At 39.9% G+C, this 12,401-nt stretch carries 13 protein-coding genes; 4 read left to right on the top strand and 9 right to left on the bottom strand.

The window, feature by feature from the left end; genetic code table 11:
* Positions 1 to 2 precede the first annotated feature (2 nt).
* The 9 genes from ABJF11_RS14840 to ABJF11_RS14800 form a co-directional block, all read right to left on the bottom strand.
* Entirely contained in the window at positions 3 to 176 is a 174-nt protein-coding gene (locus ABJF11_RS14840; RefSeq protein WP_348120698.1) for a cytochrome C oxidase Cbb3, read from the bottom strand.
* Between the two features lie 11 nt (positions 177 to 187).
* A complete protein-coding gene (gene ccoN, locus ABJF11_RS14835) occupies positions 188 to 2,305 on the bottom strand; it encodes a cytochrome-c oxidase, cbb3-type subunit I (protein ID WP_348120697.1) in 2,118 nt (705 codons plus the stop codon).
* A gap of 170 nt (positions 2,306 to 2,475) precedes the next feature.
* Positions 2,476 to 2,640 carry a PLDc N-terminal domain-containing protein gene (locus tag ABJF11_RS14830; RefSeq protein WP_348120696.1) on the bottom strand — a complete coding sequence of 55 codons (165 nt, stop codon included), beginning with the start codon at positions 2,638 to 2,640 and terminating at the stop codon, positions 2,476 to 2,478.
* Entirely contained in the window at positions 2,637 to 3,485 is an 849-nt protein-coding gene (locus ABJF11_RS14825) for a universal stress protein (protein ID WP_348120695.1), read from the bottom strand. Before ABJF11_RS14825 ends, ABJF11_RS14830 begins: the two co-directional genes overlap by 4 nt.
* 6 nt (positions 3,486 to 3,491) lie before the next feature.
* Positions 3,492 to 4,334 carry a universal stress protein gene (locus ABJF11_RS14820; RefSeq protein WP_348120693.1) on the bottom strand — a complete coding sequence of 281 codons (843 nt, stop codon included), beginning with the start codon at positions 4,332 to 4,334 and terminating at the stop codon, positions 3,492 to 3,494.
* 96 nt (positions 4,335 to 4,430) lie between these two features.
* Positions 4,431 to 5,789, bottom strand: coding sequence for an oxygen-independent coproporphyrinogen III oxidase (hemN, locus tag ABJF11_RS14815; protein ID WP_348120691.1), 1,359 nt, complete (start codon positions 5,787 to 5,789; stop codon positions 4,431 to 4,433).
* A gap of 80 nt (positions 5,790 to 5,869) precedes the next feature.
* Positions 5,870 to 6,046 (bottom strand): cbb3-type cytochrome oxidase assembly protein CcoS, encoded by a 177-nt coding sequence (gene ccoS / locus ABJF11_RS14810; protein ID WP_348120690.1) that lies wholly within the window; start codon positions 6,044 to 6,046, stop codon positions 5,870 to 5,872.
* Complete coding sequence (locus ABJF11_RS14805; RefSeq protein ID WP_348120689.1) at positions 6,043 to 8,433, bottom strand: heavy metal translocating P-type ATPase metal-binding domain-containing protein; 2,391 nt, start codon at positions 8,431 to 8,433, stop codon at positions 6,043 to 6,045. Before ABJF11_RS14805 ends, ccoS begins: the two co-directional genes overlap by 4 nt.
* 48 nt (positions 8,434 to 8,481) lie before the next feature.
* Complete coding sequence (locus tag ABJF11_RS14800; RefSeq protein WP_348120688.1) at positions 8,482 to 9,036, bottom strand: hypothetical protein; 555 nt, start codon at positions 9,034 to 9,036, stop codon at positions 8,482 to 8,484.
* A gap of 138 nt (positions 9,037 to 9,174) precedes the next feature.
* On the opposite strand from ABJF11_RS14800, the gene ABJF11_RS14795 reads away from it, so the two are divergent.
* The 4 genes from ABJF11_RS14795 to bcp are packed head-to-tail and all read left to right on the top strand — an operon-like array spanning position 9,175 to position 12,304.
* Positions 9,175 to 10,437, top strand: a complete 1,263-nt coding sequence (locus ABJF11_RS14795; protein ID WP_348120686.1) for a PAS domain-containing sensor histidine kinase — start codon at positions 9,175 to 9,177, stop codon at positions 10,435 to 10,437.
* Positions 10,430 to 11,488, top strand: a complete 1,059-nt coding sequence (locus tag ABJF11_RS14790) for a response regulator (RefSeq protein ID WP_348120685.1) — start codon at positions 10,430 to 10,432, stop codon at positions 11,486 to 11,488. The genes ABJF11_RS14795 and ABJF11_RS14790 overlap by 8 nt, the downstream gene beginning before the upstream one ends.
* Positions 11,489 to 11,502: 14 nt before the next feature.
* Positions 11,503 to 11,829, top strand: a complete 327-nt coding sequence (locus tag ABJF11_RS14785) for a TraR/DksA C4-type zinc finger protein (protein ID WP_348120683.1) — start codon at positions 11,503 to 11,505, stop codon at positions 11,827 to 11,829.
* A 25-nt stretch (positions 11,830 to 11,854) separates the two neighbouring features.
* Positions 11,855 to 12,304: a thioredoxin-dependent thiol peroxidase gene (gene bcp, locus ABJF11_RS14780; protein ID WP_348120681.1), complete on the top strand. Its 450-nt coding sequence runs from the start codon at positions 11,855 to 11,857 to the stop codon at positions 12,302 to 12,304.
* Positions 12,305 to 12,401 lie beyond the last annotated feature (97 nt).

Below are 12,401 nucleotides of genomic sequence, written 5' to 3'. Positions count from 1 at the left end.
CATTAAGATTTAGGTGTTTTGGAAATGGGTAAATTTTTCATTTCATCGATATAAGAATTATCTACGCCTTTGAATACCCACCAAAGGAGGCCTACAAAGAAGATAAAAAAGATGGTCAAGGAAATAATTGGCCATATTTCCACACCATTCACTTGTTCGAAATAGTATTTAAACATAATTTTTTCCTTTATTCTTTTACAGTTATATCCTTACCTAACCTTTGTAGATAGGCAATCAATGCAATGATCTCGGCATCGCCAGAAATATCGACGTCCTCAGCAGCGAGATTATCAGTAATTGTTTTAGCCTGAGCCTCAAGGTCGGTATTCGCGGTATCTTCGTATCCTTCTGCATATGGGACACCAACTGTCCTCAGTGCATTGATCTTACCAGCGGTCAATTCTTTATCTATGGTCTGTTCAAATAGCCATGGATATGGCGGCATGATAGAGCCTTCAGATACTTGGGCAGGATCTAGCATATGATAAAAATGCCACGAATCTGATTTTTTCAGCTTGCCTACGCCTTCACGTGCGAGATCTGGTCCGGTTCTTTTAGATCCCCATAAGAATGGGTGATCATATACAAATTCCCCGGCTTTGGAATACTCACCATAGCGCTCAGTTTCAGATCTGAATGGTCGGATCATTTGAGAGTGACAATTGTTGCACCCTTCCCTTATATAGATATCACGTCCGTGGAGTTCAAGTGGGGTATAGGGTTTGACAGAAGCTATAGTTGGAACATTTGATTTAATTAGGAAAGTAGGAACCAACTCGATAATACCTCCAATGAGTATGGCTATCAAAGACAGCATTGTAAAGAGTACTGGCTTTCTTTCCAGTACGCTGTGCCAATGGCCACCAGTGATTACCTTTTTCTCAAGTGCAGGTGCCTCAGCATCTTCATTAGGAATAAATGACCCTGTACCTGCAGTTTTGATCAAATTATAGATCATTAGAATGACACCTACTAAGTACAATGAACCACCAACCGCTCGTAGCATGTACATTGGTAATATCTGTACTACAGTCTCAAGGAAGTTTTTGTATACCAGGAAGCCTTCTGCATCAAACTGCTTCCACATAGAAGCCTGAGTAATACCGGCGATGTACAGTGGCAGTGCATAGAATATGATTCCCAGTGTACCTAACCAGAAATGTGTATTGGCCAGATTTCTTGAGAACAGCGAAGTGTTCCACATTTTAGGGATTAACCAGTAGAACATTCCAAAAATCAGGAATCCATTCCATCCAAGTCCACCGATGTGGACGTGAGCCACAATCCAATCTGTGTAATGGGCAATAGCACTCACATTTTTTAGCGAAAGCATAGGCCCTTCAAATGTGGCCATACCATATGCGGTAACCGCCACCACCATAAATTTCAAAACAGGATCTTCGCGTACGCGATCCCAAGCACCTCTTAGGGTCATCAAGCCGTTGAGCATGCCACCCCAGGACGGAGCGATGAGCATGATAGAGAAGACTACACCCAGAGACTGAGCCCAGTCTGGAAGAGAAGTGTATAGCAAATGGTGAGGTCCAGCCCATATATATATAAATATGAGAGACCAGAAATGTATGATCGACAATCGGTAAGAGTATACCGGTCGATTGGCCGCCTTAGGTAGATAATAGTACATGATGCCCAGAAATGGGGTAGTCAGGAAGAAAGCCACTGCATTGTGACCATACCACCACTGAACTAATGCGTCCTGTACGCCTGCGTACCACGAATAACTTTTCATAAACGTCACGGGTATTTCTACCGAGTTGACGATGTGCAATACAGCCACAGTCACGAAAGTGGCGATATAAAACCAAATCGCAACATACATGTGTCTTTCTCGTCGCTTTATGATAGTGCCGATCATGTTGATACCAAACACCACCCATATGAGTGCAATCGCAATGTCAATAGGCCACTCAAGCTCAGCGTATTCCTTACTGGTAGTGTATCCCATCGGCAGCGAAATCGCAGCGGCAAGAATGATGAGCTGCCAACCCCAAAAATGAACCCATGAAAGAGTATCATTGAACATTCTGGTTTTGAGCAGTCGCTGCATCGAATAATAGACTCCGGCGAACATGGCATTACCCACAAAAGCGAAAATCACAGCATTGGTATGCAGTGGTCTGACTCGCCCAAATGTGGTGTATTGTAGATCGAAATTGAATGCTGGATAAAATAGCTGAATGGCTGCTGTAAGCCCTGCTAGCATTGCAACAACTCCAAAGACTATGGATGCAATGGTGAAGTACTTGACAATTTTATTGTCATAACTAAATTTTTCGAGTTCCATATGAGGCGTTTGATTTTATAATTTGCGACTAATTTAGAATAGAATTTTGCTTGATAATATTTTTGATATCATTCAGATTCATGATTTATATCATGTTAAATGATTTGCATAAATCAATGATGATTTAGTATTGCATTGTGATGAATTCTCGCTTTTCAATTGACCAACTCTCACTTGTAAAATTTGAACCAATAAATGATTGGCCCTAGTAGCGGCAGGAGTATGACAATGGCAAACCAAATGACTTTTTGGTTGGTATTTAGGCTACTTTGTGCGACAGAAATAAGAGCCCATATGGCAAAAGATGCCGCAATTACTGCGAGAATCGTGGTCATGATTTTAGGGTTTTTTCGTGAATGGTCATCAGTGGCTTGTCTATGTGTAAAGCCATAGACTTGGTGTTGCTGGTTTTAAGCAACCGCTGCACTACTGAATGATTCTTTGGTAACATAAAGAGCATATCGAGATCTAAATCTTTAATGGCTTCCAATAGAATTTCATTAAGCGGTCGGCTATCGGTATAGGTGTGATAGGACTGCTTGAGTTCCTTAAAATAATCAGAAATACTCACTTTTATGTCATCATAAACAAAAAGCTTATGGTGTTTTGTAGTGACATTTAGAAAACATAAACTGGATTCGTAGAGCAAAGCAAAAGTGCGTAAAGGGTCCAGCAACTCGGGATCACCAAAATCAGAATAATCAATGGCTACACCTATTCGTCTGAATGCCTTGATTTTGCTATTTTCAGGTACGACTATCACCGGAGCCTTACTTCTGTCTATCATGTCGGTACTGTTGCTGCCCAATACATTGACAAGCCAGTCATGTTGGGATTTGGTACCAGTCACGATCAGATCAGACCTATTTTGCAACGCACAACTGTAGATTGCATCGTGAAGCGGAGCATTGTATTTGCTCATCTCCACCTGAGTATTTTTCAAATCAGTCTGCTGTTTCAACTCTTCAAACTGTTCGTCGATCAATTGATGATAATCATTGAGCAGTGGCTGAACCACCGCTGCGGCTCCCACCATTTCTGCATGAAGATGTGGAAGATGAGTTACGCAGACCAAATCGATCGACGCACCCGTTCTATCCGCAATTTCCAATGCCATGTTAAATGCATTTTTTGCGCAATCTGAGAAGTCCATTGGGACCAGGATTTTTTTATATTCCATGGCATATTATTTTATACTGCAGGTCCATACAGGTAGGTTAGAATGGTTGACCACATCTTCTGCCACGCTTCCCGCAAATAGGTGGAGTAGGCCCTTGTGACTATGGGTACTCATAGCAATCATATCGGCGTTGATTTGCCAGCCATAGGATAATATCCCGTCCTCAGGCTTAAATGCTTTCACCACATGGACTTCATAATTGCTAAGCGCATGATCTTTGGCGATTGTTTCCAATCGCTCTTTACCAAGGTCTTCGTTGATTGAGTTGTATGGAGTTTCTACCCATACCAGATGAATTTTGGCGCCAAACATTTCCTGATACTCTACAAACGTATCCAGTACATCTCCATGAGAGCCATCCAGATCAGATGCGAAAATGATGTTTTTGATTTCTTTAAAATCACATTTGCTGTGGATAGCAAGAACAGGGCAATGTGCATTCCTTACAATTTTTTCAGTATTTGATCCTACCAATAATTCTTTCAGTCCGGTTGCACCTTTTGTGCCCATTACGATCAGGTCAGCTTGTACATTTTCTATTTCGCTTGTGATCCCATCATAAGGATTACCCATGAGCATGACCGGATCTATTTCAACCCGATTAGTGTATGGTTCAATGGCCAAATTCAATGTTTCCTTCGCTTTATTAATAAGTTCCAAAGTGAAGATTTTGTCCATCGGGTCGTAACTTTCAATTTCACCGCTCACGTTGAATGTCGTAGCTAAAGGATATTCAATCACATGAATCAGCTTAATCTTTGCCTTTTGTGTTTCAGCAATTTGAACAGCAAAATCGAGTGCTGCTTTTGCAAAATCACTTTTGTCATATGGTACTGCTATAGTTTGCATGGTTCTTGTTGATTTTATTCTCAAGTACTAATTTATGCGGCCGGGCTTAGGTTTACTGTGAGCAATCTCAAGGCATAATATGACCTTGATCATATACTAAATCGTCAAACTAAACTTAGGCCTTGGTTCTGTTTTATTCCATAAATGTATATCTATCGACATACACGCATTTCGGACAAAAGCACGTCCTTTATCTGTCACGCGAATACTATTAGGTGTACAAACTACCAAGCCATCTTTTTTCATTTCTAAAAGCCTATCTTTGCCGCTTTCGAGGAATCTGGCTCCAGGTTCATCAGGATTCCAGTCGGTATGAAATTTACACATGAGTTGAGTGATGTGTCGTCTAATAAAAAGCTCCTCTTTAGAAAGGATATGCGTTTTGAATATAGGAAACTGTCTTTGCTCCACCACCTTTTTATATTCCTCAACCTTTTTTAGGTTCTGCCCATAGGCATTCCAGGAATCACCTATCGCAGAGACACCAAGCCCTATAGACAGCTGACTGTGGCTGGTGGTATAGCCCATGAAATTCCGATGCATTTTACCTTTAATAGCTGATTGAAATAGTGCATCATCAGGCAATGAAAAGTGATCCATTCCTATCTCGCAATATCCGATTTCGGTGAGCAAATTTTTGCCTAGTTCATATAAGTTGCGTTTTTCTTCATTGCTTGGCAAGTCCTCCTCCGTAAACATTCGCTGTCCCGGCTTGACCCACGGCACATGTGCATAGCTGTAGAATGCAATTCTATCTGGTTTTAGATGCTGTACCTTATTGAACGTATCTTTGATGCTTGATGCGGATTGCAAAGGCAACCCATAGATCAGATCAAAATTGATTGATTCATAACCAATTTCTCTAGCCAGATCTACTACATTTTTAACCTGCTCATAAGTCTGTACCCGGTTGATGATTTTTTGTACTACAGGGTCAAAGTCCTGAATACCAAAGCTCACTCTACGAAATCCTAAATCGTAAAGCGTATGTAGATGGGCAGATGATGTATTGTTAGGATGGGCTTCAAAGCCAAATTCTGCATCTTTTCGGACGACCACTGTTTGCTTAATACCTTCTATCAATCTTCGAAGGTTGTCTGGACTAAAGAAGGTCGGAGTGCCTCCGCCTAAATGAATCTCCGCAATCTCTGGTACCTCCTGAAACAACGAGAGGTATAGATTCCACTCTTTGAGCACCGTGTCAATGTATGGTTTCTCTACCGCATGATTGATTGTAATTCGTGTGGTGCATCCACAGTAAGTACACAAGCTTTCGCAATACGGCAGATGTATATATAGACTTATTCCCTTGGCCTTATTAGTGATGTCAAACGTATGTTTGATTCGGTTTTTCCATTCCTCTAGATCCAACTCTTCTTTCCAAAAAGGTACGGTTGGATAGCTCGTATAGCGTGGCCCGGGTACGTTATATTTTCTAATGAGTTCGGTTGACATGCTGATTTAAGTTTGCAGCAAAACAAACAAATCAATTATCGACACCTAAAGTGATGAGTCATCTGAAAACATGATCTACATCATTTGTTTTCTGTTTGACTATTAGTCTGAGACTTTGGTTTATCGTCGTATAATATTCGCATGGATGGAGAATCTGTATCATCGTACTGATCAGACTTTACAGACCATATAAAAAGAGCAAGAAACAATAGAGCGATAAATAGGCTGACAATGATAAGTATGACGAGTATTTTCATTTGAATGATAAATATTTATAACTTAAATATTTGACGCCTAAAGTTGATAAAAGTACTACTGAAATACTACTCAAAGGCATAAGTATAGCGGCGATTACAGGAGTGATATATCCTGCCACAGCCAGGGACAAACCGATGATGTTGTAGAGGAAAGATACAACAAATCCCGCCAGGATAATAGATTTTGATTTGCGCACTAATGTCAAAAATCTGGGCAAATTGATCAGCTGATCACCCATCAAAATGACATCGCTGGCAGGAGTGAAGCTGGACATATTTTCTGTAATAGAAACACCCAGGTGACAGGATTTTAACGCTCCTGCATCATTTAGTCCATCGCCTATCATCATTGTCCTTTCCTTTGATTCGTATTGCTGAATCATATGTAGCTTTTCTTCAGGACTTTGGTTGAACGACATCGGAGTATCATTGGGAAAATACTGACCGAGATTTTTTTCTTCATTATTGTTGTCACCGGAGAGCACAGCTAAATGATAACGGTTCGTTAGCTGATCAATCATCGATTTCAATCCATTTCTGTAATTATTTTTAATCAAATAATAACCTTTATATACGCCATCTATTTTTACTGATAAAACTGATCCGTCTATATCGCTAATTGGCTGATCAGTAAACTTAGGCGAGCCTATCATTGTATAAACGTCCCCTGTTTTTCCTTGTATACCCGAGCCTCTTATTTCATTGAATTCGGAGATCTGGCATGATACGCCATGGTTCAAATGAGCAGCAAGCTGCTGACTTAGTGGATGGATGGATTGATTGGCTAAAGCAGACAGGTAAGATTGCTCTTGCTCATTAAGCGTATCACCCTGCCATATTATATTTTCTTTGGACCCTGCTGTAATGGTTCCGGTTTTATCGAAGACGATCTTTCGAATGTCCCAGAGCTTTTCAATTACAGGTGTTCCTTTGAGATACATCTTATGTTTGCCTAATACATTCATAGTAGTGCTTAGCGTAAACGGTGCGGCCAATGCTAAGGCACAGGGGCATGCTACAATCAGAACAGAGGAAATAACGAATAATACTTTCGAGCTGTCCACGACCATCCAGTACAGCCCCGCTATCACAGCAATCAGCAATACAATGGGTGTGAAATAGGTGCTAATTTTATCAATCAGTGATGGGGAAGGGTTGGCTACAGCTTCATCAAAAGATGCATGATTCCATAGCTGAGTCAGGTAGCTTTGTGAAACCGCTTTGATGACTCTCATTTGCACGGCAGCGCCTTTCACTCTCCCTCCGGCGAAGATCTTATCACCTTCGGTAATCTGCACAGGGCTGGACTCACCCGAGACAAAACTATAGTCCAATAATGCCATTTTACTCATAAGGATAGCGTCGCACGGAATGATTTCATCATTTCTAACCTCTATGAGGTCATTTACTTCTAGTCTGGAAACCAGAGTGCTCTTTTTTGCCAATCCAATGATTTTTTGAACTGCCAAAGGAAAATAAGACTTGAAATTTCTATCGAAGGATAGACCTTCGTAGGTGCGGTCCTGAACCCATCTACCAATAAGTAGAAAAAAAACCAGCGCGGCAAGTGAGTCAAGATAGCCACCGCCGGACTGACTGAGTATTTCATACAGGCTTCGTCCAAATAGGGCTGTGATACCTATGGCGATAGGCAAGTCTATGTTTAATAGCCCCTTTTTCAATCCACCCAGAGCGGACAGATAAAATTCACTAGAACAATAAAAAAGAACCGGCAGAGATAGCAGAAGGCTGATATAAGTGAAATAGGAGATAAACTCTGAATCCATTTCTATTCCCAGATAATCAGGAAAGGCAAGAAGCATAATATTACCAAAACAAAAACCGGCGATACCAATTTTAAGATATTTGTTTTTGTTACTCGAGACGCTCTGCTCTCCACTATTATGCAGTGAGATTTCGGGTTCATAGCTAAGTTGGTACAGTAGCTCTACTACCTTTCTAAGTGTTGTTTTTGACGGATTGAAATCGACATGAAGCCTCTTTTTGGAGAAATTGATCTTTGAATGAATGATACCCTCATCAAATCGACGAATGTTTTCGAGCAACCAAATACAGCTGCTGCAGTGTATAGAAGGAATATTGAAAGTGATTTTGGACAGTGTGTCAGATTGAAAATCCAATAAATGACTGACCACTTCGTCCTCCTCTAGAAACAGGTACTTATCGCGAGTGAAGTGTCGCAGCTGATTGCCAGGATTGTTCTCAAAGCTGTAGTACTCACATAGATCTTTCTCACTGAGCAACTCAAAAACTGTCTGACAGCCGAAACAGCAAAACGACCGCTCATCGTGCCATATGGGCTGGGAATCGCAGTCTTCTCCACAATGATAGCAGGTAGTTTTTTCCTTGGTAAGTGAGTCTCTCAATCTTCTATTTTAAAATATAAATTTAATGATTCCAGTTTAGATACAGGCTTACATTGGCATTACCTTGTAGGATAAATTTGAGTTTGATTCCAATTCACGCATATACTCAATCCAATTGTCATTGAAACTGTCTTTTGAAATCTCATGTATGGATAATGGAATCTCTTTTTCCGGGTTGATCGTCTCTGGAATAAGCAAAATAGGTGCACAACCCAGTTCAATTAAATCAGCAAGAACTGCGTGTTCTTTGTTTTGTTTGAATGTATAGAGAATCATGTCAATTTTGGATTCGCTGCATATCGTATTGATGCAATTGACCATAAAACCCACCTCCATTCTAAATTCAATTTCTGACGCTTTAGAAAGCTCTATTAGATCCTGATTAAACTCCTGAAATGTAGTTGAAAGCTCTTTTTCCAGTCTCTTTTTTAAATCCCTCGGCGCATATCGATAGTCACTAAACTCATCTGAAATCAATCTAAATGAATGAAACATTAAAATATGATCATTTTTATATTCCTCTTCGATTAATGCATATTTCACCACAGCCTTGGAGGCGGGAGAAAAATCAATAGGTATGAGTAGCCTGCGAGCTGAGTTCATTGATTCCAATTCAGTTTAACTCAAAATTACCAATAGAGTCACCTCAGCATCATGGCAATGATCAGCGAATTTTATGATAAAAATCAGTTTTTCAATTTATCATTACATCTACTTTTGGAACCAGAATAAGGAAGGACCATGTTAGATCAGAATACCAACACTTTTCAGAGTATTTTTTATTCCTGTGTAGAAGGTATCCTTGTGGTAAATCATGGTGTAATAGAACTGGCAAACCCACAATGCGAAGAACTGTTTGGGTATACGCCTGGCGAGCTCAATGGAATGAGGATTGAATCACTCATGCCCGCTGACCTTAGGTCCAATCATGAAAAGAATAGATTAGCATATGATAGTAATCCTGAGCCTAGACAAATGGGTGTAGGAAGAGATTTGGTAGCCTTAAAAAAGAACGGAGATACCTTTCCCGTAGAGATTAGTTTGAATGTGGCGCAAGTAGACAAAAAGAATGTAACGGTAGCTCATATCATTGATATCTCCCGAAGAAAGGAGGCAGAAAAAGAGCTTAAACGAAGTGAAGAGCAACTTTTGAAGTATGCTGCCGAGCTTGAGCAAAGGGTGCAAGACCGGACCAGGAAATTGAATGAAGCCATCGAAGAATTAAAAAAGTCCAACGGCGAGCTCGAAGAACAAATGAAAGAAAGGGTGAAGGCCGAAAACGAAGCTCGAATTGCACTGGAAAGAGAGAAGGAGCTAAGCGAACTCAAAACGCGTTTTGTTTCTATGGCGTCTCACGAGTTTCGAACACCGCTAAGTGCGGTTCTTTCATCGGTATCGTTGATCGGAAAATACATCACAGATGAAAACAAGGATAAAAAACTAAAACACATCAATAGAATAAAGTCGAGTGTCGGGGAGTTGACTGGCATTCTCAATGATTTTTTATCTATGGACAGGTTGGATGCTGGGAAAATGAACATCTCTCCACAAACGATAGTGATTTGTGATTTCCTCAACGAAATCGCTGAGGAAATGCGCCAGCTGATGAAAAGCAATCAGAAGCTAGAGTTAATTTGTGAGCATCCGGAAGCTCAGTTTTCTACAGACACACAGATATTAAAGCAAGGTATCGTTAATCTCCTGTCTAATGCTATTAAGTATTCTCCAGAAGGATCTGTGATTACACTGAAAGTAGTCGTTGAATCTGGATATCTGACCATCGAGGTCATAGATCAGGGTATTGGTATACCAAAGGCAGATCAAAAACATCTGTTTGATAAGTTCTTCAGGGCGCATAATGCAGCCCATATTCAAGGGACTGGCTTAGGATTGAATATTGTATTGAAGTATCTTGAATTAATAAATGGTGAAATTACCTTTGTGAGTCAAGAAGGGAAAGGCTCTACCTTCAAAATAAAATTAAAAGCTATTGAAAATGAATAAAATCTTATTGATAGAGGATAATGTAGAAGTAAGAGAGAATACAGCCGAAATTCTTGAATTATCCGGCTATGAAGTAAAAACTGCTACAAATGGAAAAGAAGGCCTTGAAGAGTTGAAAGTTGAACACCCAGACCTTATTATTTGCGATATTATGATGCCGGAATTGGACGGATATGGCGTGCTACATATCATCTCCAAAAACCCTTCTACAGCTCATATTCCATTTATATTTCTTACTGCAAAGGTGGAAAAATCCGACATGAGAAAAGGAATGAATCTAGGGGCTGATGATTATCTGACCAAACCCTTCGATGATATTGAGCTGCTCGGTGCTGTAGAAGCACGGCTGAAAAGAACTAAACAAATTCAAAGCGAATATGACGCAAATATTTCTGGCCTGGACAACTTCTTCAATGATGCGCGTGAGATAGAAAGCTTAAAGGAGATGTCAAAAGAAAAACGTATCAGACATCATAAGAAAAAGACCAACCTCTATTTTCAGGGTGATTATCCTAACTATCTAATCTTTATTAATAAGGGCAAGATTAAAACCTACAAAACCAATAAGGATGGGAAGGAGCTGATTACTGGACTGTACGGATCTGGAGATTTTATAGGTTTCCATGACCTTATCACTCAGTCCGACCATTCAGATTCTGCCATGGCCATTGAGGATAGCGAATCCTACTACATCCCTAAAGATGATTTCCTAAAATTGATTTATAAAGATCGCTCTGTAGCTTCTAAGTTTATAAAAATACTTTCCGGAAATCTTAAAGATCAGGAGGAGAAAATGCTGCACATCGCCTATAACTCTGTGCGTCAGCGAGTAGCGGAAGCGCTGCTCACCGTTCAGAAAAATTATGGGTCTGAACAAAAAAGATTTCAGTTTTCGCGTGAAGACCTTTCTAATATTGTAGGTACCTCTCCTGAATCAGTCATTCGAACCTTGTCAGACTTCAAAAAAGAGAATCTAATTGAAATCAAGTCAAACCAAATCACTCTTGTGGATACCGATGAGCTCGGTACAATTATTTCTCGTGGATATTAATAGTACTTGTAGCTATGGAGTTTGATAAAAATGAGGTCAAGAAAAAAATTAAGGAAGAGCTGATTAAAGTAAAAGAGAACATCATAACCCTCAAAGATCTTACCCAACCAATATCTCCTGAAAATGCAATCGGAAGAGTAAGCAGAATGGACGCGATCAACAACAAAAGCATCAATGAGGCGTCGCTAGCGCAGTCTGAAGATAAACTGAAAAAGTTGGAGTCTGCACTTGAACGCATTGATGACAAAGAATTTGGCCTTTGTGTAAGATGCAAAAAACCTATACCCCTAGGGCGAATTATGTTGATGCCGCAATCAAATAAGTGTGTAAATTGCGCCTAATTTTTTGGACAAATTAATCAAGTACATGACATTACAAGTAGGAGACATTGCTCCCGATTTTGAGGCAAAGATTCAAGACGGTTCAACAGTAAAATTATCCGATTACCTAGGCAAAAAGACGGTTCTTTATTTCTATCCAAAGGACAATACACCCGGTTGTACAGCACAATCCTGTAATCTACGGGACAACCATGAAGAGCTCCAAAAAAAGGGTTATGTAGTATTGGGCATAAGCACTGACACCGAGAAATCACATGTTAAGTTTATTGATAAGTACGAATTGCCATTTGACTTGATTTCTGACCCAGACAAAAAGGTCCATGATCTATACGGCACGTGGGCAGAAAAACAAATGTATGGGCGAAAATATATGGGAACCGTCAGGACTACATTTCTGATAGATGAAAACGGAAAAATATCAGAGATCATAGGCAAGGTGAAGACCAAAGATCATACTAGTCAAATACTAGGATAAGTCAATTTAGTAAATTGTACTTTTCGGTCTAAAATTTATAATTTTAAGGCTTTTTTTTGTACAATTGCGATATTTTTGAAAACACAATTGAATAGAT

The organism is Reichenbachiella sp. (genome assembly GCF_039941815.1).
Classification (GTDB): Bacteria; Bacteroidota; Bacteroidia; order Cytophagales; family Cyclobacteriaceae; genus Reichenbachiella.
Note: the sequence above shows the minus strand (reverse complement) of the source record. Positions and strands in the feature narration are given on the sequence as shown.